The 24,438-nt window shown below is 65.7% G+C and carries 24 protein-coding genes; 19 read left to right on the top strand and 5 right to left on the bottom strand.

What is annotated here, in order from left to right:
- The first annotated feature begins 49 nt into the window (after positions 1 to 49).
- The 16 genes from C8J26_RS18565 (at position 50) to C8J26_RS18490 (ending at position 14,824) form a co-directional block, all read left to right on the top strand.
- Positions 50 to 1,480: an aldehyde dehydrogenase gene (locus C8J26_RS18565; protein WP_107959698.1), complete on the top strand. Its 1,431-nt coding sequence runs from the start codon at positions 50 to 52 to the stop codon at positions 1,478 to 1,480.
- 190 nt (positions 1,481 to 1,670) lie between these two features.
- Positions 1,671 to 2,273: a DUF6644 family protein gene (locus tag C8J26_RS21140; protein ID WP_208631461.1), complete on the top strand. Its 603-nt coding sequence runs from the start codon at positions 1,671 to 1,673 to the stop codon at positions 2,271 to 2,273.
- A 104-nt stretch (positions 2,274 to 2,377) separates the two neighbouring features.
- Positions 2,378 to 3,082 carry a TetR/AcrR family transcriptional regulator gene (locus tag C8J26_RS18555; RefSeq protein ID WP_107959696.1) on the top strand — a complete coding sequence of 235 codons (705 nt, stop codon included), beginning with the start codon at positions 2,378 to 2,380 and terminating at the stop codon, positions 3,080 to 3,082.
- A gap of 219 nt (positions 3,083 to 3,301) precedes the next feature.
- Positions 3,302 to 4,783: a bifunctional 3-(3-hydroxy-phenyl)propionate/3-hydroxycinnamic acid hydroxylase MhpA gene (mhpA, locus tag C8J26_RS18550; RefSeq protein ID WP_167398909.1), complete on the top strand. Its 1,482-nt coding sequence runs from the start codon at positions 3,302 to 3,304 to the stop codon at positions 4,781 to 4,783.
- A gap of 68 nt (positions 4,784 to 4,851) precedes the next feature.
- Positions 4,852 to 5,745, top strand: a complete 894-nt coding sequence (locus C8J26_RS18545) for an acetoacetate decarboxylase family protein (protein WP_107959692.1) — start codon at positions 4,852 to 4,854, stop codon at positions 5,743 to 5,745.
- 466 nt (positions 5,746 to 6,211) lie between these two features.
- Positions 6,212 to 6,847 (top strand): YceI family protein, encoded by a 636-nt coding sequence (locus C8J26_RS18540; RefSeq protein ID WP_167398908.1) that lies wholly within the window; start codon positions 6,212 to 6,214, stop codon positions 6,845 to 6,847.
- On the top strand, positions 6,844 to 8,253 hold the full coding sequence (locus tag C8J26_RS18535; protein WP_107959688.1) for a hypothetical protein: 1,410 nt from the start codon (positions 6,844 to 6,846) through the stop codon (positions 8,251 to 8,253). Before C8J26_RS18540 ends, C8J26_RS18535 begins: the two co-directional genes overlap by 4 nt.
- A 228-nt stretch (positions 8,254 to 8,481) precedes the next feature.
- Positions 8,482 to 8,889: a DUF6152 family protein gene (locus C8J26_RS18530; RefSeq protein WP_107959686.1), complete on the top strand. Its 408-nt coding sequence runs from the start codon at positions 8,482 to 8,484 to the stop codon at positions 8,887 to 8,889.
- 28 nt (positions 8,890 to 8,917) lie between these two features.
- Entirely contained in the window at positions 8,918 to 9,637 is a 720-nt protein-coding gene (locus C8J26_RS18525) for a hypothetical protein (protein WP_341871512.1), read from the top strand.
- A gap of 32 nt (positions 9,638 to 9,669) precedes the next feature.
- Positions 9,670 to 10,620 (top strand): hypothetical protein, encoded by a 951-nt coding sequence (locus tag C8J26_RS18520; protein ID WP_107959684.1) that lies wholly within the window; start codon positions 9,670 to 9,672, stop codon positions 10,618 to 10,620.
- A 26-nt stretch (positions 10,621 to 10,646) separates the two neighbouring features.
- Positions 10,647 to 11,171: a nuclear transport factor 2 family protein gene (locus C8J26_RS18515; protein WP_167398907.1), complete on the top strand. Its 525-nt coding sequence runs from the start codon at positions 10,647 to 10,649 to the stop codon at positions 11,169 to 11,171.
- Between the two features lie 108 nt (positions 11,172 to 11,279).
- Positions 11,280 to 11,768, top strand: a complete 489-nt coding sequence (locus tag C8J26_RS18510) for a DUF6644 family protein (protein ID WP_107959680.1) — start codon at positions 11,280 to 11,282, stop codon at positions 11,766 to 11,768.
- A gap of 28 nt (positions 11,769 to 11,796) precedes the next feature.
- Positions 11,797 to 12,312, top strand: a complete 516-nt coding sequence (locus C8J26_RS18505) for a DUF6644 family protein (protein WP_234422548.1) — start codon at positions 11,797 to 11,799, stop codon at positions 12,310 to 12,312.
- Between the two features lie 195 nt (positions 12,313 to 12,507).
- Positions 12,508 to 13,458 carry a VOC family protein gene (locus tag C8J26_RS18500; protein WP_107959678.1) on the top strand — a complete coding sequence of 317 codons (951 nt, stop codon included), beginning with the start codon at positions 12,508 to 12,510 and terminating at the stop codon, positions 13,456 to 13,458.
- Between the two features lie 45 nt (positions 13,459 to 13,503).
- Positions 13,504 to 14,328 (top strand): SDR family oxidoreductase, encoded by an 825-nt coding sequence (locus C8J26_RS18495; protein ID WP_107959676.1) that lies wholly within the window; start codon positions 13,504 to 13,506, stop codon positions 14,326 to 14,328.
- A gap of 10 nt (positions 14,329 to 14,338) precedes the next feature.
- A complete protein-coding gene (locus C8J26_RS18490; protein ID WP_107959674.1) occupies positions 14,339 to 14,824 on the top strand; it encodes a nuclear transport factor 2-like protein in 486 nt (161 codons plus the stop codon).
- A gap of 18 nt (positions 14,825 to 14,842) precedes the next feature.
- Here the strand turns inward: C8J26_RS18490 and C8J26_RS18485 are convergent, their stop codons facing one another.
- The 4 genes from C8J26_RS18485 to C8J26_RS18470 all read right to left on the bottom strand — a co-directional run bounded on the left by C8J26_RS18485 (position 14,843) and on the right by C8J26_RS18470 (position 19,331).
- On the bottom strand, positions 14,843 to 16,051 hold the full coding sequence (locus C8J26_RS18485; protein ID WP_107959672.1) for an MFS transporter: 1,209 nt from the start codon (positions 16,049 to 16,051) through the stop codon (positions 14,843 to 14,845).
- A gap of 152 nt (positions 16,052 to 16,203) precedes the next feature.
- Positions 16,204 to 16,968 carry an SDR family NAD(P)-dependent oxidoreductase gene (locus C8J26_RS18480; protein WP_107959671.1) on the bottom strand — a complete coding sequence of 255 codons (765 nt, stop codon included), beginning with the start codon at positions 16,966 to 16,968 and terminating at the stop codon, positions 16,204 to 16,206.
- A complete protein-coding gene (hisD, locus tag C8J26_RS18475) occupies positions 16,965 to 18,281 on the bottom strand; it encodes a histidinol dehydrogenase (RefSeq protein WP_107959669.1) in 1,317 nt (438 codons plus the stop codon). Before hisD ends, C8J26_RS18480 begins: the two co-directional genes overlap by 4 nt.
- 60 nt (positions 18,282 to 18,341) lie before the next feature.
- Positions 18,342 to 19,331, bottom strand: coding sequence for a fumarylacetoacetate hydrolase family protein (locus C8J26_RS18470; RefSeq protein ID WP_107959667.1), 990 nt, complete (start codon positions 19,329 to 19,331; stop codon positions 18,342 to 18,344).
- 153 nt (positions 19,332 to 19,484) lie between these two features.
- Here C8J26_RS18470 and C8J26_RS18465 point away from each other — a divergent pair, with 153 nt between their 5' ends.
- From C8J26_RS18465 to C8J26_RS18455, 3 genes are read left to right on the top strand one after another with little or no spacing between them, the layout of a single operon-like run.
- Complete coding sequence (locus C8J26_RS18465) at positions 19,485 to 19,964, top strand: DUF6152 family protein (RefSeq protein ID WP_341871511.1); 480 nt, start codon at positions 19,485 to 19,487, stop codon at positions 19,962 to 19,964.
- A gap of 14 nt (positions 19,965 to 19,978) precedes the next feature.
- On the top strand, positions 19,979 to 20,935 hold the full coding sequence (locus tag C8J26_RS18460; RefSeq protein ID WP_146168907.1) for a hypothetical protein: 957 nt from the start codon (positions 19,979 to 19,981) through the stop codon (positions 20,933 to 20,935).
- Between the two features lie 33 nt (positions 20,936 to 20,968).
- Positions 20,969 to 21,514: a nuclear transport factor 2 family protein gene (locus C8J26_RS18455; RefSeq protein ID WP_107959663.1), complete on the top strand. Its 546-nt coding sequence runs from the start codon at positions 20,969 to 20,971 to the stop codon at positions 21,512 to 21,514.
- A 199-nt stretch (positions 21,515 to 21,713) separates the two neighbouring features.
- Here C8J26_RS18455 and C8J26_RS18450 read toward each other — a convergent pair whose 3' ends face one another.
- Complete coding sequence (locus C8J26_RS18450) at positions 21,714 to 24,005, bottom strand: TonB-dependent receptor (RefSeq protein ID WP_107959661.1); 2,292 nt, start codon at positions 24,003 to 24,005, stop codon at positions 21,714 to 21,716.
- Positions 24,006 to 24,438: the final 433 nt, after the last annotated feature.

Raw genomic sequence — 24,438 nt, 5'->3', positions numbered from 1 at the left:
GGCGGCGCGCGCTGGCCCGTAATAACGATATTAATGTCTGGAGAGCGAGATGTCGGGTTTGAGCACCGAGCAGCAGCGTACGCGAACCTTCGAGCGGCGCAATCCGGTCACGGGCGAGGTCGCGACGACGGTCCACGCAGCGACCGTCGCCGACGCCAATGCGGCCTGCGATGCGGCGCAGGCGGCGTTTCCGGTCTGGTCGGGGCTGGGCCCGAACGCGCGCCGCGCGGTGCTCATGAAAGCAGCGGCCGAGCTGGAGGCGCGCGCGCCGCAGTTCGTCGCGGCGATGATGGGCGAGATCGGCGCGACGCAGGGCTGGGCCGGGTTCAACCTCGCGCTGGCCGCCGGGATCGTGCGCGAAGCCGCCGCGATGACGACGCAGATCACCGGCGAGGTCATCCCGTCGGACAAGCCCGGCTGCATCGCGATGGCGATGCGCGAACCGGTCGGGGTGATGCTCGGCATCGCGCCATGGAACGCGCCGATCATCCTCGGCGTCCGCGCGATCGCGATGCCGCTCGCGTGCGGCAATACCGCGGTACTGAAAGCGAGCGAGCAATGCCCGCGCACGCACGCGCTGATCGTCGAGGCGTTCCAGGCGGCGGGCCTCCCCGACGGCGCGGTCCAGATCGTCACCAACGCCCCCGAGGATGCCGCCGAGATCGTAGGGGCGCTGGTCGATCATCCCGCGGTGCGGCGGATCAACTTCACCGGCTCGACCCATGTCGGCAAGATCATCGCGAAGCGCGCGGCGGAGCAACTGAAGCCGGTGCTGCTCGAACTGGGCGGCAAGGCGCCGCTGATCGTGCTCGACGACGCCGATCTCGACGAGGCGGTGAAGGCGGCGGCGTTCGGCGCGTTCATGAATTCGGGCCAGATCTGCATGTCGACCGAGCGGATCATCGTCGTCGAGGCGGTGGCGGACGCGTTTGCCGCCAAGTTCCGCGACAAGGTCGCCGCGATGCCCTGCGGCGATCCGCGCGACGGCAAGACTCCGCTCGGCGCGGTCGTTGACCAGAAGACCGTCGATACGGTGACGGCGTTGATCGACGATGCGCTGGCCCAGGGCGCCGAAACGCTGGTCGGCGGCGATGCGACCGGCGTCCTGATGCCCGCGCACGTGATCGACAAGGTGACGCCCGACATGAAGCTGTTCAGGGACGAGAGCTTCGGCCCCGTCGTCGGGATCATCCGCGCGCGTGACGAGGCGCATGCGATCGAACTGGCCAACGATACGGCGTACGGCCTCTCGTCCGCGGTGTTCACGCGCGACACCGCGCGCGGTCTGCGCGTCGCCAGGCAGATCCAGTCGGGCATCTGCCACATCAATGGCCCGACCGTGCACGACGAGGCGCAGATGCCGTTCGGCGGCACCAAGGCCTCGGGCTATGGCCGGTTCGGTGGCAAGGCCGGGATCGACTCGTTCACCGAACTGCGCTGGATCACGATCGAGACGCAGCCGGGCCATTACCCGATCTGACCACCTGCAACGGCCCGTGTAACGGTAGCGCGATCGTAGAGGAACGGTTCTCTACGCGCGCTGCGCACAAACGCGGGTCATTGGCCAAGGGGCAGGGCTCGTCCTGCCACATTCACAGACACCCGAGCGGACCACCTTGCCAGACTCGGGCCTGCCAGACTCAGGCCGGCCAGACTTAGGACACCAGATCATGTCAGTCGCGAAGTTCGCCAACCACCTCTACGGCACCCCGCTCAGCACGGCGATCCGCGAGACCAGCTGGATCATCCCCGGGGTCCAGAGCATCCACATCATCGCGATCGCAGGCGTCGTCGGTGCGGCGATCGTGATGGACCTGCGGCTGGCGGGCGTGCTGGCGACCGACGAGGCGCCGCGCGCGGTGGTGAAGCGGCATCTGCCCTGGATGTGGTCGTCGCTCGCGCTGCTACTGACGAGTGGGTTCGTCCTCGGGCTTGGCGAGCCCTACCGCGTGCTGATGAACCCGGTGTTCTGGGCGAAGATGGCGCTGGTGCTCACCGGCTTCGTGCTGACCTTGCTGTTCCGCTATCCGCTGGTCGAAGACAATTCTCAGCGCGACAAAGGCAGCAACGTCGTCAACGTCCGCGCCGCGCGCACGTTCGGCGCGTTCCAGGTCTATGCCGAAGTCCTGAACATCCTAGACAGCCACGACAAGGATATCGCCTATCTGTACCAATCCTATATCCCGAGCTTCGATGCCGCACCGGTCGAGGGGCGGCTCAGTCGCGTGGTCGAACCGCGGACGCTGCGCGGTGGCGTGCGCGTCACATTTTGACGAGTCCGGACAAGGTCTGTAATTGGACGCCTTGGTCAATTCTGACCGCGTATTTGCAACCGTACCGGCGCGACCGTGCTGTACCGTATCGATAGGAACTCGCCATGGCCGCTCGCCCTCGACTCACGGACGGTACGAAGCAGGCGCCATCGTTGTTGGGCCAGCTCGACACCGCGCGCAAACCGGGCGAAACCGCGGGGCGCCGGGTCAACCGCACCCGCGTCGCGCTGCTCGAGGCGGCGCAGCGTCTGTTCGCGGCTCGGTCGATCGACAGCGTCAGCATCGACGACATCGCCAAGGAGGCGGAGGTCGCCAAGGGCAGCCTGTACAATCATTTCGACAGCAAGGAGGCGTTGGCCGACGAACTGTTCAAGATGGTCCGCGGCCATGTCGCCGAATTGCTCGACACGTCGGTCGACGACCAGACCCCGCCGCCCGAGCGGCTCGCGCGCGGCGCGTTCGTCATCCTGCGGTTCGCGATCGATCATCCCGAAAGCGTGGCGGCGCTGCTCAAGCTGTCGACGGCGTTGCTCGAGAATAATGCGCCGCTCAACGTGAAGGCGCGCGAGATCATCAGCGAGGGGCTGGAGTCGGGCCACTTCAAGGGCATACCGGCCGATTCCGCGACGCTGCTGATGGTCGGGGCGATGCTCGTGATGTTGCAGGATTCGATCGACCGCCAGAAATCGGTCAAGCGCCTGATCGCGCGGATCATCCCGCTGATGGGCGGCGTGCTCAAGGCGCTCGGCGTCGACAGCGAGAGCGCCGCGGCCGCGACCAAGGCCGCCGCGCGCACCACGCTGGAGTAGCCGCGGCCCGCGTCCCGAACCGCACGTTTCCAGTTGACCATATCGTTCAAATATGACTGTATGGTTCAACAAAGTCCGGAGAGGGATTCTGAGAGCTGTGCCAGGTTCGTGGCGCCCGTCAGTCGGGCGCCGCCGACCGGTAGCGATCATGTGCCTCCCGGACGTGCCGGCGGCAGCGGAGGTCCCCGCGCCGCCCATGTCAGGGGAACGTCGATCGTCATGACCAGTGATTTTGACTGTGATCTTCTCGTCGTCGGCCTGGGCCCGGTCGGCGCCGTCCTCGCGGCGCTCGCGCAGAGCCAGGGTGTGTCGGTGATCGTCGTCGAACGCTCGCCGACTCCATTCCCGCTCCCCCGCGCGGCGGTGTTCGATCACGAGATCATGCGCATATTCCAGATGATCGGGGTCGCCGAACGGATCGCCCCGCTGTGCCGTGCGCCCGAGCGGTATCAATTCCATACGGCGTGCGGGCAGGTCTTGCTCGACTTCGAAAACGCCAAGGTCGGGCCGTTCGGCTGGGCCGAAACCTATGCGCTTCACCAGCCGGCGGTCGAAGAGGTGCTACGCAACCGGCTGTACGAGCTTGGCGTCCGCGTTCAGACCGGCGTCGCGTTCGAGCGGCTGGTGCAGGACCCGGACGGCGTGACCGTCGGCGTCACCGACAACGGGATTTCGCGCGAGATCCGTGCGCGCTACCTCGTCGGCTGTGACGGATCGTGGAGCCCGGTACGCGAGGCGCTCGGCATCACGCTCGACGATTACAATTTCGACGAGCCGTGGCTGGTGCTCGACACGATCATCGACGAACCGGGCGACCTGCCGATCGTCTGCCAGCAGATCTGCGATCCAAAGCGTCCGGTGACGCACATGGCGATGAGCGGCAAGCGCTTCCGCTGGGAGTTCATGATCAAGCCCGGCGAAACCGCGGAGGACATGCTTGACGAGGCGCGCATCCGCGAACTGCTGGCGCCATGGAATTGCGCCGATCGCATCGAGATCGAGCGCAAGGCCGTCTATCGGTTTCACGCGCTGGTCGCCAAGCGGTGGCGCGACGGGCGGGTCTTGCTCGCCGGCGATGCCGCGCACCAGATGCCGCCCTTTGCCGGCCAGGGCATGTGCTCGGGGATCCGCGACTCCGCCAATCTCGCCTGGAAGATCGCGGCCATCGTCCGCGGCGACGCGGAGGACGCCGTGCTCGACAGCTATCAGCAGGAACGCGAGCCCCACGTCCGCGCGATCATCGGCACGGCGATCGCGATGGGCCAGATCGTTTGCCTGCTCGACGAGACGGCCGCCGCGGAGCGCAACCGCGACATGCTCGCGCGGAAATCGTCCGGCGCGCAGGACGTGTCGGTCCTGTATCCCGATCTGACGGGCGGGCATCTGACCGATACCGCCTGTGCCGGCGCGCTGTTCCCGCAACCGGTGAGCGAGGACGGCGAGCGGCTCGACTCGCTCTTCGGTCTCGACGCGGTGCTGATCGCGCGGTCGGCCATCGATCCGGCCGGCACAAGCGTGCGCACGTTCAGCCTGGATTCGCCGGAACTTCGCAAATTTGCCGAACCGATCGACGTCTGGCTGACAAAGGCGGGCGCGGATGCGGTGCTGATCCGACCCGACCGTCACGTCTTCGGTACCGGCGAGACCGCGGCACTGCTCGGCGCCTGGACCGAGCTGGCGCACCGCAAGATCGCCGCCTGAGCGCCCCCTGAGCGCCGCGCCTCTCCACATTCACCTTCCGCCCCTTCAACCGCAATGGAACCTGTCCAATGACATTCATTCCCAATGCCGCCTCCCGCTACCGCATGCCGATCATGTTCGGCCCGGCCCCAGGCCCCCGGCAACATGCCGAAGGGCGGATGTGGACCGCCGAGGAGGCGGGTGACATGACGGCGCACTGGATGAAGATCGGCTACCGGACCGATCCGGCCAAGCTCGAGAAGCTGCTCCCGGCCGGATTCAGCCTGCGCGGCGATCCGATCGTCTCGGTGAGCTGCGCGTGGTTCAAGAATCTCTATTGGCTGGCGGGACGCGGCTACGGCATCCTGTCGATCGATTTCCCGGTCACCTATCAGGGCAAGACCGAGCGGCTCGATGGCGCGCTCTGCCCGATCATCTGGGAGGGCCAGCCGGACGCGATCATGACCGGGCGCGAGGAGCTAGGCTTCCCCAAGATGTTCGCCAATTTCAGCGAGATCGCCTTCGATGAATCCGCGGGTCGCGCGACCTGCGACGCCGGCTGGTACGATCATACATTCTTCGACATCGCGCTGACCGATCTCGTCGAGGAGCAGAATCCGACGAAGCAGCTGCCCGGTTCGAATGGCGGTGCGCAGATGTATTACAAGTACATGCCGCGCACGAGCCCCGGCGGGCGTGAGGGCGCGGACGTCGCGTATGTCACGACCTCGGCGGCGCTGGCGGGCAGTGGCGGCGCGGTCGCCAACATCAACTTCGACGAGTTCGCGTTCCGCCGCTGGACGGGCAAGGGCTCGCTCGCCTGGCACCGCGCGACGTTCGAGCAGCTGCCGCTGTCGTTCCACATCGTCAACGGCATCGCTGACCTAGATATCCTCGAATATACCGATGCCGAGATGGTGCACTTCACGGGGCCGGGTGTCGGCGTCGCGATGAACAGCCATCGGGCGATCGAACCGGCCTGACGAACCGGCGACGCGAACGTGCGTCGCAGGCGGCGACAACTTAATAATCGAAACAACGGCCGTCGGCGCATTGTCGGCGGCCGTTTCATTGGGGTCGTCCAGACCGTCCGGGGATCCGGCCGCCGGGTTCTATCGGCGACTCGTGCACGGCCATATCGCGGCCGATCGCTGTGCCAAAATCGGACCGTTCGATCGCGGGATTGCGTCCGCGCGCGCCGCGTGCAGTTATGGCGCCGGAAAGGCCGATACGCATTTCTCGACACTTGACCGAAGTGTTCAAATGTGACTGAATGGTTCACACAAGAGGAATGAGTCCCATACCCTGGGCCTCGTCCGAAGGTCCCGTCCAAACGGATAGGTCCGGCTAGCTGCCACCGCCCTTGTTTGCCACCCTGGCGAACGCAGGGCCAGCGTTAGACCGGACTCGCGCGTGGACGGATGATGGAGAGTGATGATGCGAAGAGCTATGAGATCGTGGATCGGCGTCGCTGCGGTGCCGCTGTGCCTTGCCGGGTTCGCCCATGCGCAGGACCGGCCACCCGCCGGTCGGCCGCAGCCCGGCCCCATGGCGCCCGCCAGCAAGGACCCGTCGGCCGCGCCCGCGGGAACGTATCACGTCGACCTTGAACATGCGTCGGCGGTCGCGCGGGTGCTTCATCGCGGTATCTCGTACAGCGTGCTGCGGTTCGGCGTGCGCGATGGCACGCTGGTCTGGAATCCCGCAAGGCCATCGGCGATCACGCTGGCGGTGACCGTCGATGCCAAGCCATTCTACGCGCCGATCGTCTACAAGATTCTTCCCGAGGGACCCCAGTCGCTCGACGTCGCGAAATATCCAGACGCCAAGTTCGTCTCCACCGCTGTGCGCGTAAAGGCTGGCAACCGCGCCACCATCGACGGCCGATTGACGCTGATGGGCGTGACCAGGCCCGTGGTGATCAACGCCGAACTCGTCGGCGTCGGGCGGTCGATGGAGGGCGCCTCCACCATCGGCTTCACCGGCACCATGCTCGTCGACACGAGCCAGTTCACGCAGCAGCCGATGGCGCGAATGGTCGGCACGGTTACGGTCGTCCTCGATGCGGAATTCCTGAAGCAATGACCAACATCGCACAATATCGCCCCGATCGCGGTCCGCATGTGGCGGCGATGAATGCCGAACGCGTCTTCGGCGCGGGCACGGATGAATTGCAGCGGATCAGCGCCTGCATGCTGGGCGCGCAGATGCCCGCGAGCCTCGCGCATGAAGCCGTCCATGGTATGGAGATGTGCCTGTTGGGGCAGGGCTGGCCGGTCGGCCGCTCGCTCGGCGCGTTGCCCGACGTCCGCACGCGTCTCGGGTTGGGACGGCCGGCGTTTCGCGAGGCGATCACGATCCTCGAAGCGCGCGGGTTGCTCGACGTTCGCCGCGGGCCTGGCGGCGGCCTGTTCGTCGCGGCCCCCGCGCTTGAGGACGTCGTCGGTGCGGTGCTGATGTACCTTGCGCTCACCGGCGAGACGTTCGCGCTGATCGAGGAATTTCGGCTGCTCGTCTGGCGGATGATCGTTGACGCCGCGATTCAGCGGCACCCGACATTGCCGCAACCCGTCACGACGCTCGGAAGCTGGGGCTTCGCCGCCGACCTCGCCGAACAGACTGGCAATACGACCATGGCGCTGCTGGCGAAATTGGCCGAGATGCTCGTGCGGACGTCGCAACGAGACGCCGCCCCCGCGCGCGATGACGCGCTCGACGCCATGATCCGGCAAGGCGATCTGACCAAGGCCTTCGAGCGGCTCGACGCACTGGCCGGCCCGGTGCCCCGCGATGCGCCCGTCGTCACGCTCGAGGTCGCAGAGCGCGCTTTCTCGCTGTCCGGGCGCAAGTCGGCGATGGCGCTGGCCGCGCGGATGACCCGCGAACTGACCGCCCGCGCGGGCGCACAAGAAGCCGAGTGGGAGACGGCCGAGCGTCTGGGCTACACCGATGCCGTCGTGCGCCAGGCCAGGCGTATCCTGCAGGATTTCGGGATCGTCCGCTGCCGCCAAGGCCGCAAGGGGGCCGAACTGGCACCGCCCGCGGCCCCCACCGGCGTCATCCGCCTGCTGGCGCCATTCCTTATGGCGAGCGCGATGTCGGCGTCCGACGAAAAGGAGGCGATCGCGTTCCTGGTCGGCGAGGCGTCCGTCCTGGCCGCACGCCGCGTCCAGGCTGGCAGCGCGGTCCCGATCACCTGTTTTCCCTCCCCGCCGATGCCCGATCCGTTCGAGGCACTGGCGCTGGAAAACCACCTGCTCGAGCTGAGCGGCAATCCGCTGCTTGCGATCGTGGTCCGGTCGCTTGGTGTCGCGAGCATCTTCGCGTCGGCAGATCCGTTGCCGCCGATGGATGTACGCGACGTCACGGCGATCAACCGTCGCATCCTCCAGGCGATCGAGCTCGGCGACGTCGGCGCAGTCGCTGCGCTTGCTCGTCTCAAGATGGAGGTCATGCAGCACCCCGCCGACAGCTATCGAAAGGTCGCCTAGCCGTTGCGACGGAGATGATGCAGCTAACTTGCTAAGGCGCGGTCCCATAGCGTTGTGATCCGAACCCGTACGATAACTGGCGGGGACTGGAGAGGGGCGACCGACCGTGAATGCGCTGATCCGTGTCGATGTAGGCCGTGATGCCGCGATCCTGCACCGGGTGCGGGTCCGGCCTGCGCGGCTCGTGCCAACGCCCCGGCGCCGACCCTGCACGTCTGGAGTATCATCATGAATGCGTTGAAGGCATCCCGGTATTTATGGCCTGTTTTGGTTGCGAGCGTCGGCGTCGTGGCAGGCCCCGCGATCGCCCATCATTCCTTCGCTGCCTACGACATGAACCAGACCGTGTCGGCGGAAGGGACACTCAAGGAATTTCGCTGGGGTGCGCCGCACTCGTCGATGGTCCTGGTCTATCTCGACAAGGGCAAGGAAAAGCAGATGTCGATCGTCAGCGGCAGCCCGCTGATGTTTTCCAAGCAGGGGCTGACGCCGCGCGATTTCAAGCGCGGCGACAAGGTGAAGGTAACCTTCCACCCCAATATCAGCGGCCAGCCTGGCGGTGCGATGGCGAGCGTGAAGCTGTCGAGCGGCAAGAGCTTTTCGGACACCGAAGCCGCGCGTGCTGGCGGGAATTAAAGGGTGCGACATGGCGATTGATCACAGAATGACCCGACGGATCGCGCGCGCTTCGCTGGTGGGCACGATGCTGGGTCTAGCTAGCATGGCCTGCGGCCAGTCGGCACCGCCGATGGGCGCGAACCTGGAGGGCGTGTGGAAGATCGCGGCGCCGACCACGGTGCTCAAGCCGATCGCCGGCGCGGTGCCGTTCACCGCGGAGGGGCGCAAGGCCTATGAGGCGAACAAGACGCTCAGGGTGCAGCGCAAGTTCGACGATTACGACATCACGCTCTCGCGCTGCTCGAACCCGGGCGTGCCGCGGCTCGCGCTGACGCCGATGCGGTTCAAGATCTGGAACCGGCAGGGTGTCGTGACCTTCGATTACGAATGGAACCGCGCGCTTCGCCAGATCAATGTCGGGGTTCCGCCGCAGCCGGACCTGATGGGGCAGGGGCTCGTGCCGACGATGACCGGCAAGTCGAAGGGGCATTGGGAAGGCGATACTTTGGTCTCGGTCATGCAGGGCGGATCGGACCGCACGCTGATCGATGACTTGGTGCCGCACGGCTATGACCTCAAGGTCACCGAACGCTATCGCTTGGTCGATGCCAACACGCTCGAGGACCGCATCACGGTCGAGGATCCGGCGTTCTTCACGCAGCCCTGGACGTCGGTCGTGACCTATAAACGGCAACCCGACGCGATCTTCGCCGAGGACGTGTGCCTCGATCGGATCGCCGCGAAGCAGCCTGCGTTTTCCAAATGACGCGGCCGCACCCTGATCTGGAGCCTCTCCGCATGACGACCCGCTTCCCGTTCTCCACTACGATGCGCAGGCCGATCGCTGCGGCGACCGCGCTGATGCTGGCGGTGACGCCCGCGCTCGTTCAGGCGCAGCAGGGGCCGCCTGGTGGCCAGATGCAGCTGCCGCCGGGCGCCTCGGGCGGTCCGCCGCCGGGGGCGCCGACCGGACCGGTGCTGACGGATGCGCAGAAGATCGTCGCGGATCTGCCGCCCCCGGGGCCCGGCCTGATACCGCCGCGGCCGCCATTGCCCGCCGATGCGGTCATGCCCACGGCGGATCCGCGCGATCTGCAAGGGACGTGGGTCAACAATCAGCCGCTCCAGTTTCGGTCGCAACGCGACATGTACGGTGCGCTCGCGCCCTACACGATGGCCGGCGCCAAGGTGCTGTCGCGCCGCGTGATGTCGCTGAAGGCGGGCAAGCCGTTCATCAACGCGTCGGCGATCTGCAGGCCGCCGGGGCCGCAATGGCAGCGCGACCTGAATTTCCCGTTCTCGATCATCCAGGACAAGGATCATGTCGAGGTCCTGTTCGAGGAATATCACGGCCGCTGGTATATCTCGCTCGATCCGCAGGGCGTTCCGCTGCCGACGCAGAAGCAATATATGGGGCGCTCGATCGGGCATTGGGACGGCGGCACGCTCGTCGTCGAGACGACCGACTTCAGGCAGGCGATCTGGCTCGACGTCGACGGGACGCCGCTGTCCGCGAACGGCAAGCTGATCCAGCGGATGCGCAAGGTGAGCGACGTCGGGCGCGTCCCATTCCTCGAAGTCGTCACGACGATCATCGACCCGACCTATTACACCGCGCCGTGGACGATCGTGCGGACCTTCGGCTGGGCGCCGCATCAGGCGGTGTTCGCCGAGTATAATTGCGAAGAACAGGTCGGCGATCCGAGCGTCAGCGCCGATGCCGGTCTCGTTCCCGAACCGCGAGACTGATCGTGATGCGCACCCCAGGAGACATCATGCCGAAGTTCACAGCAGCGTTGAAGCCGGTCGGAATTGTATGTGCCGTGTTGCTGGCTTCCGCATCGCCAGCCTTGGCGCACGACGCACCGGCTGAGGCGGCGAACAAGCAGGTCGTGCTCGATTTCTACCAGGCCCTGAACGCAGCCGACGCGGCAGGTACCACCAAGACACAGATCCAGGCGATCGCCGAGAAATACCTCAGCCCCGACTATGTCCAGCATGCCGAACCGTTGGTCGATCTGCCGGGACCGGGCACCGCGCGCGACAAGCTGGTCCGGATGTTCCAGGCCATGCCGGCGATGAAGGCGATGCCAGCGCCGCGGACGATCGCGGTGATGGCAGAGGGCGACCGGGTCATGATGCTGACCGCGCGCGAGCTTCCCGATCCCGCGACGGGGCGGATGAAACAAGCGTATATCTTCAACATGTTCCGGGTGAAGAATGCCAAGCTGGTCGAGCATTGGGATGTCGGTACGCCGACCATGCCGACGCCGGGGGCGGGCGCGCCACCCAGCCCGTAAAGCGCCGCGCCGTCAGCAGCATCTCCGACAGGAGCGTCGTCGACACGAGCCTCCATCATGCGAGGCTCGGGGCTCTCGGGATACGCGCACATCTTAGGATAGCAGACCATGTCAGTCGCAAAGTTCGCCAACCACCTTTACGGCACCCCGCTCAGCACGGCGATCCGCGAGACCAGCTGGATCATCCCCGGGGTGCAGAGCATCCACATCATCGCGATCGCAGGCGTCGTCGGCGCGGCGATCGTGATGGACCTGCGGCTGGCGGGCGTGCTGGCGACCGACGAGGCGCCGCGCGCGGTGGCGAAGCGGCATCTGCCGTGGATGTGGTCGTCGCTCGCGCTGCTGCTGGCGAGCGGGTTCGTCCTCGGTCTCGGCGAGCCCTATCGCGTGCTGATGAACCCGGTGTTCTGGGCGAAGATGGCGCTGGTGCTCACCGGCTTCGTGCTGACCCTGCTGTTCCGCTACCCGATCCTGCACCCCGATTACCGCATCGAGCACACACGCGCCGCCGCATTGGTGAAGCCGCTGGCCTGGGCCTCGCTCGCGATCTGGGTGGCGGTCGTCTTCTGCGGTCGCTGGATCGCCTACTACCAGTGACACCCCCTATTTTTCCGGAGACCATGCCATGATGCCGGACACCGTGCCGCCCAACGCGCTCATGCAGACGCTGTACGATTCCACGATCGGGACCACCATTCGCGAGAGCGCGACGCTATTTCCGTGGATCGAGAGCGTCCACGTCCTGATGATCACGGCGGTCGTCGGCACGATCGCGATCGTCGACCTGCGGCTGATCGGCGTGGCCTCGCACCGCCGCGGTGCGCGTCAACTGATCGTCGACATGCTGCCCTTCACCTGGGTCGCCTTCGTGCTGGCGCTGATCTCGGGGACGTTGCTCTTCCTGTCCAACGCGACCGGCTATTACCAGAGCATGCCGTTCCGCTTCAAACTGCTGACGATCCTGATCGCGGGGATCAACATGGCGATCTTCCACATGACCGCGTACCGGAAGATCGGCGACTGGGACGACCGGCTGCCGACGCCGCGCGCCGCCAAAATCGCCGGGTTCAGCTCGCTCACGCTCTGGCTGGTGATCGTCTTCCTCGGTCGCTGGATCGGCTATTCCTACCCGCTCGCCTGACCGATCGCCATGCTACGCGAACGCCATGGAAGACTGATAAATCGGCAGGTTTAAATTGACCATATAGTCTAATAATGACTATATAGCCCATAATCAGCAGGGCGAATGGCGGCCGGTTTCGGGCCGCCGCGATTGCCCCGCCCCCGAAGCCTGCGCGCGCGAAAAGGTGCGGCAACAACGCGGAGTGGATCACCAATGAGCATCGCGAAAGCAGTGGATGTGGCGTATGTGCGCTTCAGCGCGCCCGACCTCGCCAAGATGCAGAATTTCCTGCTGGACTTCGGTATGGTCGACTCGGTGTCCGATCAGGCGTCCAATCGCTTGTTCATGCGCGGCACCGGCCGCGCGCCGTTCGTCCATGCGACCGAGCTCGGTGAACCAGGTTTCAAGGCGCTGGGGATCTGGGTTCGCGACCGCGCCGATCTCGAAGCGCTGGCGGCACATGACGGCGCCTCGGTCGAGCCGCTCGATGCTCCCGGCGGTGGGCTCGTGGTGCGGCTCACCGACCCGGACGGATTCCTGATCGAGGCGGTCGCCGAGCAGGCGACGCTGCCGCAGGTCGAACGGACGCTGTCCTATCCGATGCCGTGGAATCACGGCGGCGAACATCCTCGCATCGGGAGCTTCCGCCGGGTTCGGCAGGGGGCGTCGCACGTCCAGCGGCTTGGTCACTGCGTGTTCGGCGTATCCAATTTTCGGCGGTCCGAGCAGTGGTACAAGGAGCGGTTCGGATTCGTCACGTCGGACGAGATCCAGCCCGAGCCGGGCGTCGCGATCGGTGCCTTCATGCGCGCCGATCGGGGCGATGAACCGTGCGATCACCACACCATCTTCCTGTTCGAGCCGCCCAAGGGGCCGCCCGAGTTCATGCACTCGGCGTTCGAGGTGGCGGACGTCGACGACCTGATGGCGGGGCATGATTTCCTGATCCAGGCGGGGTGGCATCAGCATTGGGGTGTCGGCCGGCACATTCTGGGAAGCCAGATCTTCGACTATTGGAATGATCCTTGGGGTCACGAGATCGAGCATTGGACCGATGGCGATCAACTGCGCACCGCCGATGGCGGCGGCATCGCGGGTCTCGATCAGCTTCTTGGCGGCCAATGGGGACCGCCCAACCCGGTGCTCGAAAAACTCGGCAAGTAACGCGCTGCACCAGCAACCTCTGCTGTTCACAAAGGGAATGCCGCTATGCCGGTCGTACTGATTACCGGTTGCAGCTCGGGCTTTGGCGAGGCCAGTGCGCTGGCGTTTGCCGAGCGCGGCTATCAGGTCGTCGCGACGATGCGCAGGCCCGAGGCGGCATCGGCGCGGCTCAAGGCAATCGCGCACGCGAAGCCAACCGATTTCGTAATCGCGCCGCTCGACGTGACCGATGCCACGATGCGCCAGGGGATCGTCGATTTCGTGGTCGAGCAGTTCGGCCGCATCGACATTCTGGTCAACAATGCCGGCGTCGGCGCGCGCGGCTCGGTCGAGGATACCCCCGACAGCCAATGGCGCACGATGTTCGAGACGAACCTGTTCGGTCCGCTCGACCTGATCCGGCGGGTGCTGCCGATCATGCGCGCGCAGGGTGCGGGACGGGTCATCAACGTGACGTCCGTCGCGGCGCTCATGAAGACGCCGTTCATGGGGGCATATTGCGCCAGCAAGCATGCTCTGGACACGGCGACTGCCGCACTCAACATCGAGACGCGCGGCTTTGGTGTCCAGGTGGTCAGCGTCATGCCCGGGCCGTTCAAGACGGCGCTGCCGCAAAAGTCGCTCGATCGCGCGGCAAGCGCGCCGTACGCGGCAGCGGCAGCGAACTTCAACCGCAACTTCGATGGGCTGGAGGCCAAGGCGCCCGAAGACATCACGCCGGTCGTGACCGCGCTACTGGCCGCAGCGACCGATGCCGAGCCGATGCTGCGCTATACCGCGGGTGCCGAGGTCGTGCCGATCCTGCCGCCGATCCTCCAGGCGCTCGCGCCGATGGAGAAGATCGGGCTGCATCTGACGGGGCAGGGGTAAAACGGCGATCGTGAACGCAGGCCCCGATCGCCGCGCGTTGCTGCTCGGCGCGGCGGCATTGGTGCCGTTGGCCGCGGTGGCGGAATCGTCGGCCGCGCGGTTCGATCGGACCGCGTATGATCGCTATATCGGTCTGATGAACGCCGGCGATCTGCGGTTCGTCGACTATTATGCGGACGATATCCGGTTCGTGATGAACATCCGCGGCCGCGCCGGCGTGCTTGATTTCTATGCGCGTCAGCGTCCTTTCGTGAAGGAGCGGCTCGCCGTGACGTTCTTCTGTTCCGACCGCACCGGCGCCGCGGCCGAAGTGCGCAGCGAGGTCCGCTGCATTCGGGATTGCGCCGACACGACGATCTTCGGGCGCCCGCTCAAGGCCGGCGAGGTCCAGACGATCCGCGGCTGCCTGCTCTACGTGCTCGACGCGAGCGGGCTGGTCGCCGAGATCAAAGGGCCCCCACCCGAAATCCTGCAGCCCTGGACCGCAGCACGCTGAGCTGAAGCGAGCGTTTCGTCAGCCTACCGCCGACGCCTCCGTACGCGACGATCCGCGGAAGCGGCTGGCGAGCGCGATCGCGGCCGCGACGAGGCACAGGATGCCAAGGATCTGCAACGTCGCCGGCAGGTCGCCACCATTGTGGCCACGCATGAACGCGACCGCCTGGCTGCTCAGCGGCTGGCCGAGCCACCATCCGCTCATGAACATCCCCGTGCCGCGACCGCGAACCTCGAACGGCAGTCGGCCCATCGCCGAGACGACCAGCGCGGGCAGCAGCATGCCCGAGCCAATCTGGTTCACGACCAGCCATGTCGTGAACAGCTGCGGCGTCGGCGAATAGTTCATCAGCACGTACGACACGCCGAGCAGCCCGAACGCGATCAGCAGCTGGGTCGGCGTGATGAAACGCGCGGTAAAACGCCGGTAGAGCAATGTTCCGGCCGCGACCGACAGGCCGGCCAGCCCGCTGTAGAGGCCGAGCGCGCTCGTTGAGCTGATCCCATAATATTCGCTCAGCATGCTGCTGACCTGGATCTGCATCGTGAAGAACATCGTGCCGCCGAAGATCGCGAGCAGCGAGATCGGCAGGATGGTGCTCCAGGGGAAGCGGGCGCCGGGTGCGGCGAACTCCTCGAGCGGCTCGTCGCTCTTGCGCGGTTCCCAGGTCCAGAGGAGGAGGGCGATCGCGAAGACGATGCTGACGCCGTAGGCGGCGAAGGCACCGCGCCAGCCAAAGCTGCCGAGGGCGCCGCCCAGCAGCGCAAGGAAGATCGACGATAGCGAGGCGACCGCGGTCTGGTTGGCGAGCCATTTCTCACGGTCCCGACCGTGGAAATAGTCGCCGATCAGCGTCGTGCTGGAGATCACGACGAGCGCCTCCATCGCGCCGAGCACCACGCGGCTGATGATGATCGCGCTCAGGCTTTCGAGGAAGATCGGCAGGATGCCGACGATCGAGTAGATCACCAGCGCGCCGATGCAAGTCTTGCGCCGCCCGAAAAAGTCGACGACGACGCCGGCGACGGGCGAGAGCACCGCCACGCACAACGCCGGCAGGGTCAGCATCAGCGGGATCAGATAGTCGAAGCCGGGGACGTCACGGTAATGCGCCATCATCGCAGGCAGAATCGGCACCAGCACGATAAGGCCCATGACCGCCATCGTAATTGGCAGGAGCAGCAAGATGCCCTGTAAGGTGCCGGCCTGGCGTTCAGCGGTGATCATAGGCGTGCCTTTCCTCGACGAGGCCGGACGTCGCGCGTGATCGCAAGCCGTGGGGCGCGATCAGGCGGAGTCCTGCCGGATGCATCGGGTCGGCGTAGGTTGGGGGAGGCGCCCGAGTTAGGTGTAAATACTCGGCGCGAGGGCGGCGGACGTCAGTCCGCGGTCCAGCCGCCGTCGACGATCAGGCTGGTGCCGGTCATCATCGCGGAGGCATCCGATGCCAGGAACAGGACTGCGCCCATCAGGTCGGTCACCTGTCCGAGGCGGCCGAGCTTGATCTTTTCGAGCACGCCGGACCTGAACGCCCCGTCTTCGAAATACGGCCTGGTCAGCGGTGTCTCGATGAAGGTCGGCGCGATCGTGTTCGAGCGGATCCGGTGCTGCGCGAGATCCAGCGCGAACGCCTTGTTCATGCCCTCCAGCCCCCATTTGGAGGCGCAGTACAGCGATCGGTTGATCCCGCCGACATGCCCCATCTGCGATCCCATGTGGATCAGCGAACCGGGCACGCCATCCTCGATCATCCGCCGGACGACGGCCTGCGCGACGAAGAAGCTGCTCTTCAGGTTCAGGTCGAGGACTGCGTCGAAGTCGGCCTCGGCGACGTCGATCATCGACATCGGCCGGTTGGTCCCGGCATTGTTGACAAGGATGTCGAACGCGGGGCGCTCGGCAAAGAACCACGCGACCGCGCTGAGATCGGTGACGTCGAGCCGTGCCGCAACCGCACGCCCCCCCGCGGCGACAATCTCGGCGGCGGCGGCCTGGATCTCGTCGAGGCTGCGCGCGACCAGCGTCACGTCCGCCCCCGCCTCGGCCAAGGCGGCCGCGCTGGCGAGCCCGATGCCACGGCCTGCGCCCGTCACCACGGCGCGGCGGCCATCGAGCCGGAAACTGGGCGTGACGGGGAGGGTCAACGGGGTTCAACCTTTCCGGCGTACGGCACGTTGCGGCCGCCATAGCGACGTACGCGGATGTTGGCCTGTTCGCCATGCCCGGCAAAGCCCTCGAGCGCACAGAGCCGGCTGCAATATTCGCCGATCATCGCCGATGCCTCGTCGGTCAGCACGCGCTGATACGTGCAGGTCTTGAGGAACTTCCCGACCCACAGCCCGCCGGTATACCGCGCGGCCTTCTTGGTCGGCAGCGTATGGTTCGTGCCGATCACCTTGTCGCCATAGGCGACGTTGGTCCGCGCACCGAGGAACAGCGCGCCATAGTTGGTCATGTGGTGCAGGAAATAGTCGGGATCGCGCGTCATGACCTGAACGTGCTCGGACGCGATCTCGTCGGCAATGCGGACCATCTCGGCATCGTCTTCGGCGATAATGACCTCGCCGAAGCTGTCCCAAGCGCGGCGTGCGTATTCGGCGGTCGGCAGGATCAGCAGGAGCCGCTCGATCTCCCGCATCGTCTCCTCGGCGAGCGCGCGGCTGGTGGTGAGCAGGATCGCTGGACTGTCGGGGCCGTGCTCGGCCTGCCCAAGCAGGTCGGTCGCGGCGAGTTCGCCGTCGCAGCCGATCTCGTCCGCGATGACCAATGTCTCGGTGGGCCCCGCGAACAGATCGATGCCCACGCGACCGAACAGCTGACGCTTGGCTTCGGCGACGAACGCGTTGCCGGGGCCGACAAGGATGTCGACCGGCGCGATCGACTGCGTCCCGAGCCCCATCGCCGCGACCGCCTGGATCCCGCCAAGGCAATAGATCTCGTCCGCGCCCGCCATCGCCTGCGCCGCGACGATCGCCGGCGCCGGCTTGCCGTTGAACGGGGGCGCGCAGGTCACGACGCGGGGAACGCCGGCGACCTTGGCGGTGATGACCGACATGTGCGCGGAGGCGAGCAGGGGATATTTGCCGCCCGGCACGTAGCAACCCGCGGCGTTGAGCGGCAGCGTCTTGTGGCCCAGCACGACGCCCGGCAGCGTCTCGACCTCGACGTCGGTCATGCTGGCGCGCTGGATCTGCGCGAAATTGCGGACCTGCGTCTGCGCGAACGCGATGTCCTTCAGGTCCTGCCCGGAGAGCTGGTCGAGGCAGTCCTGGATCTCGCGCGGGGTCAGCAGATAGCTGTCGCGATCCCAGCCATCGAACTTGATCGACAGTTCGCGGACCGCCGCATCGCCGCGCGTCTCGATATCCGCGAGGATCGCCTCGACGGTGTCGCGAACCTGGCGATGGGTCTCGGCCTTCGCCGCCGCGGTCGCGCCGCGCTTCAGATAGATCGCCATGCGAACCTCCTTGATGCTATGTGAAATCTGCCGACGCATGCCGGCCCGATCAGGCTCCGGCTAACGAATGTCGGCACGGACATAGGTCTGATCGATCGCGCCGAAGATCGATCGCCCGGCGGTGTCGACCATCTCGATGCGCACGCGGTCGCCGAATTTCAGATAGGGCGTCCTCGGCGCGCCTTCGTCGACGAGTTCGATCGCGCGACGCTCGGCAATGCAAGCCGATCCCACCTCGCGGAAATTCGCATTCGAAATCGTGCCCGTGCCGATCAGCGTGCCCGCCGTGAGATTGCGCGTCCGCGCGGCGTGGCTGATCAACTCGCCGAACGAGAAGCCCATGGCGCCGCAGTCCGGGTGGCCGAACGCCGCGTCGTTCCAGTGTATGTGGAGCGGCAAGTGGACCCGGCCGTCGCGCCACGCGTCCCCCAGTTCGTCGGGCGTCACCGCCACCGGTCCGAACGTCGTCGCGCCCTTCGATTGCAGAAAGCCGAAGCCGGTCCTCAGATCCTTCGCCGCGAGCGCGCGCAGGCTCGTGTCGTTCGCCATCGTCAGCAGGCGGATATGGCGGTCGGCCTGCGCGACCGTCGTGCCCATCGGCACCCGGTCGAGGATCGCAACCAACTCGGCCTCGAAATCCATCCCATCCTCTTCCGATGGCAGGGGAACGTCGTCGCACGCGCCGAGCAGATCGTCGCCCGCACCCTGGTACATCAGGGGCACGGTGCGCTTCTCGGGCGGCGGATCGAGCCCGAACACCTTTTCGAGCAGGTCGCCATGCGAGTGGAAGGCGGACGCGTCGAGCCACTGCCAGGCGCGCGGCAGCGGCGCGGCGAGCCGGCACGTGTCGAGCGCCGCCGCATCGCGCGCGTTGCCGGCGTTGAGCGCGTCGTACAGGTCCTCCAGCGCACCCGCGACCAGATCCCACTGCTCGATCGCGGTCTGCATCGTGGGGGTGATCGCGGTTGCTGCGACGGTGTGCGTCAGGTCGCGCGATACGACGTGCAGCCTGCCGTCGGGCGACCCATCCTTGAGTGTTGCCAGCTTCATGGTCGTGCGCTGTCGCGTGCGTCGGCACGACGAGTTAGGTGCAAAGATTCCCGACGCTTCGATCGGTCCTCCGGCGGTGCGTGCGTGGCCAATTCTAGCACCTAACTCGCGGGAGTCCGGCGGTCTAAACCGAGGCAACGCTTTGGCTCTGTTGTGCCGGCGAGACTATGCTGTAGCCTCGGCTATTGGGAACTTCGAAAGGTGACTGCGGTGAAAGTGCTGAGTTCAACCCGTATTTCGGCAGCAGTGGCGGCTTCGTTGCTGGTCGCCGTAGCAATTCCAGTGGCCGCGCATCATTCCGCGGCACCGTTCGACATGACCAGGAAGATCAGCATCAGCGGCACCGTCGAGAAATGGGTGTGGTCGAACCCGCATTCCTGGCTCTACATCCGCACCACCAAGCCCGGCGGCGCGCAGGAAATCTGGGGGTTCGAGGCCGGCAGCGCCGGCATGCTCGCGCGCAGCGGCTGGAATTCGGGTGACATGAAGACCGGCGACAAGGTGACCGTCACCGCCAGCCCGAGCCGCAACGGCCGGACGGTCGGCCTGATCAGCGAGGTCAAGCTGGCCAGCGGCAAGGTGCTGGGCGCAGGGTTCGGTGCGCCGCCTCCTGGCGTCGCACCTGGTAATTGATCGGGGGGATGGTCATGAAAAATCGCAAGACATTGCTGGCGGCGATCATGGGCTCGGCCATGATGGCGCTGCCCTCGGCCGGCATCGCGCAGGCCGTTCCGCCGCCGGGGCCCGCGGGCTCACCGGCCCCAGGTTCATCGGCCCAGGGCGCACTGGAGCGTCCGACCGCGATCCCGATGCAGGCCCCTTCGCCGAACACGATGCAGCCCGCGTCGACGGCGCTCGGATCCAAATGGTCCGACGTCACCAAGCTGCCCGATTTCTTTGCCGGAAACTGGCAGAGCGTCACCTCATTCCTCGATCGTGAGCCGAAGACTCCGCTGACGCCGAAGGCGAAGGCCTATGCCGATGCGTTCAAGCCGATTACGGACATTCCGTTTGCAGGCGCCGGCTGCAAGACGCCGGGCATGCCGACGATCCAGCGCCTCGGTTCGCCGCTCAAGTTCTTCTTCGAGCCCGGCATGATCGCGATCTATATCGAAAACAGCAGCATGACCCGGTTCATCAAGGTCAACGGCAAGCATGCCGCGCGCCCGAACCCGAGCTATCTGGGCGACTCGATCGGCCATTTCGAGGGCAATGAGTTCGTCGTCGAAAGCATCGCCTTCGCCGACGACATCCTGTTCCAGTACACCAATTTCCCGGGAAAGGGCACGAGCCGCTTCGTCCTGCCGATCGAGTCCGTGTTTGGACCGCACGGACCCAATCTGCGGATGGTCGAGCGGATGAAGCTGCTCGATCCCGACACGATGGAGATCACGCTGACGATCTACGACGACACGGTCTGGACCAAGCCCTATGTCGCCAACACGCAGATCTTTAAGCGCAACCGCGGCGATGCGGGCATACCCGCCGAATGGGTTTGTGGCTCGGGCGCGGATCCGCTCGAATTCGATCCGGTGAGCAACGAATCGATCATGCAGGATCCCGCCGATGTGCTCAAGAAGCTCCAGGCGAAAGACGCGAAGTGACGTCACGACCGGTTTAGGGGGAAGAACGATATCATGCGACATTTGACGGGGATGGTCGGGGCGTGCCTGTTGCTCGCGTCCGGCGCGGTGCAGGCCCAAGGGCCGGGGCCAGCGGCGGCAGGCGCCAATGCGAGCGGTTTCAAGCCGACGGTCGACGACTGGGTGGGCGTGAACGCTGCCGTGGACAATTATACGCTCGGTCTCGAGCGCCACGACATGGCACAGTTCGATCGCGCGTTCTGGCCCGAGGCGACGATCATCGCGCAGCCCGAGCCGGGCAAGAGCTTCACGATGCCGTATCGCGCTGCAGCCATGCCACCGCCGGCGCCGCCGGGTGGAGGGCCGCTGCCCAACGCGATCGGCAATGGTAACCCGCCCTGGCATCTGTCGCTGAGCCATCACTTCGAGTTCCAGAGCCCGACGCGCGCGACGCAATATGGCTATTTCGTAAGCGTCTATCCCGATCTGAAGACGAAGACGACGATCGTCGGGTTGCCCGGCCATTACGAGGACGTCCTCGAAAAGCGTAAAGGCGAGTGGCGGATCCTTCAGCGCACGACGGTGATCGGCGCCAAATAGCCAAGGTAGACGGCGCTTCCGACGCCCGTCTGAACGAACGCAGCGCCGGGATTGGAATAACTTCCAGTCCCGGCGTTTTTCTTCGTTCGGTGCGTACGGCATGGCTCGCAAATTGAGGTGGTGTCGTCGATCAGCGCAAACGAAAAAAGGGCAGCGATCGGGGGATACCCGACCGCTGCCCTGTCGACGCAGCATCGATTCAGTAGCGGAAGCTGACGATCATTCCGAACGTCCGTGGATCGCTGAGCGCCGCGCGGTCGGTGCTCACCTGCAGCGGACCGCCCGGGGTCATGCTCGGCGTGACGCTGCCGATCGCCCAGCCGTCCGGCAGGAACCGGTTGTCGGTGAGATTGCGGACATAGCCGGTGATCGAGAATTGCGGGTTGATGATCAGCGTCGCGTTAAAGTCGGCGAGCGCCTGCGAATTGACATGGCCATAGGGACCGGCGCCAAGATCTGCCCATTCCTGCGTCAGCCGCGACCGGTCGTGCGCGGTGAAGAAGCGGACCACGCCGCGCAGCGCCAGCGTCGCTTCGCCGCCCAGCGGAATCCGGTGGTCATAGGCGACGTTGCCCTGGAGCGGGGGCACGCCTGATACCTTCTGCGTCGAGAAATAGGTCTTGTAGATGCCGAAGTCCCCATAGCGCGCATTGGTGTAGGACGCGTTCAGGCTGAACGTGCCGTTCGCCCAAGGACGCGCCTGCACCTCGAGCTCCGCGCCATAGGATCGCAGCGGCACGGTGATCGTGCGGAATGTCGGATTGCCAGGGTTTTCGGGCGTCAAGTTGATCTGCGCGGTCTGGTAACCGGCATAATCATAGTAAAAGAGCGCACCGTTGATCTGCAGCCGGTCGTTGAGGAACCGGTTCTTCGACCCGACCTCATAGGCCGTCAGCGTTTCGGCCTCGAGCGTCTGCACCACGGGCTGGAAATCCTGCCCGGTGGTCAGCGTGATGTCGCCCGGCGAGAATCCGGTCGAGATCGATGCGTAGACCAGGTTCCGCGGTGCCAGATCATGCTCGATCCGCGCCTTGTAGGTCACGTTGTTGAATTTGCGGACGCCCTGGTCGCCGCGCAGCGTCGCGGTCGTGCCGATCACGCTGGTATAGTCCTGCGTCACGGCGACCTTGGTATAATCATAGCGGACGCCCGCGGTCAGGCGCGTGGTCGGCGCGAACGCGTAGATGCCCTCGGCGAACACGCCAGCGGCGGTCGTCGTCTTGTCGGTAGTATCCTTGAACAGGAACCGACCGAGATCGAGATTGTACAGGTTGTTCACGGTATTCAGCGTGTTCCGGTAATACATCGCACCGGTTTGCCAGCTGAACTTCGAATCGTTCGGCGCGCTGTGGATCCGCAGTTCGTGAGTCACGAACTTGTCGTCGGGCGTCACGATGGTCTGGTCCGCGTTGAACACCGTCCCCCGCGCGACGATCGTCGCATTCTGATACCAAGTGCGCACCGCGGGGATATACGTGACCTCCACCGGCCCCAGGTCAAGTTTGAAATTCGCCCAATATTGCCGGAAATGGTTCCTGCCGGTCCCGACCTCCTGCGGCGTGTAGATGAAGTCGGTCGGTGAATCGCCCTGCCGGATCGAGACGCCACCCGAGTGCGTGACGTTGAATTCCTGCGCATAGCCGATCAACGCGGAGAAATTGTCGGTCGGGGTGAACAGCGCCTTCACGCGGAAGGCTTCGCTCGAGACGGCGCCGCCCTGGGCCGAATAATAGCCGTCACGCTTGTACAGGTTTCCCGACGCGCGCACCGCCAGCTTGTCCTGGATAATCGGGATGTTCACGTCGCCGGTCAGGTGGCGGAGCGCGAAGTTCCCGACCTCGCCGGTTCCCGACATGCTGATCGCGGACGCATCCGGCGCGCCGGTCTGGATCGCCACCACGCCCGATGTCGCGCTGCGCCCGTACAGCGTGCCCTGCGGTCCGCGGAGCACTTCGACGCGGTCGATGTCGTAGTTGCCACCGATGCCGTTATAGACGTCGTCGACATAGATCGCCGCGGTCGACGACGTCGACGTCGCGCTGCCGCCGGCGCCCGAGTTGGGCTGGACGCCGCGAATGACCAGGCCTGCCGCGGGGTTGTCCGTGCCGCTGCCCTGCGACGTCGCCACGGTCGAGGCGGCGCCGCCGACCACGCCGGGAACGTCTTCGAGGATGTTCTTGAGCTCATAGCGTCCCTGGCGAAGCATTTCCGCGCCCGGTCGCACGCTGATCGCCGCCGCGGTCTTCTGCGCGGTGTTGAAGCGGCGCTCCGCGGTGACGATGATGTCCTGCAGCGCCGCCCCATCGACGGGCGTCTGGCCGTCGGGCGCGCGCGCAGCACGGGCGGGGCTGGCCGATGCCGGCGCCGCGTCGTCCTGCGGACTGGCCGCGGGCGTGTCGGCGCCGGCGGGAACGTCCTGCGCGAACGCGGGCGCGGCGGCGGCAAAGCATGCCAGCAGCGATGTCGATAGAAGCAGGCTGAACTTGAACATTATCTTCCTCCCCAACTGCCCAATATTACTTGGGTCGGTTACCGCGTCGTGCAAATGGCTTGGCCGGGCTCTTGATGGCTAGCAGATCGCGATTTGATTTCAGGCGTGTGTCAGTGCATCCCCGTGGTTCATAAAGTCCTGTTGCTGGTGTCGAATTCAGTACTGGATGGGCGCACGACGATGCTGATATCGGACAGTAACACCGCGGGATGGGCCAGATAGGTGTCTGAATTCCCCGTATCGCGACGGAGAGGCGCGGTCCGACAAACTCAAAAGCGGACAGGATCTGCCGACGACCATGGTGGCCGAAGCGGCGCGCGCACCGATAATCACAGGGTGCAATGCGGCATGAACCGATCATGTCTTTAGAACGCGACGCCGCGCTTGGTTTTCTTTTTACCGACGTTAAGCGGCGTATACCTAGCCTGCATCG

This window comes from Sphingomonas aurantiaca (genome assembly GCF_003050705.1).
Lineage (GTDB): Bacteria > Pseudomonadota > Alphaproteobacteria > Sphingomonadales > Sphingomonadaceae > Sphingomonas > Sphingomonas aurantiaca.
Note: the sequence above shows the minus strand (reverse complement) of the source record. Positions and strands in the feature narration are given on the sequence as shown.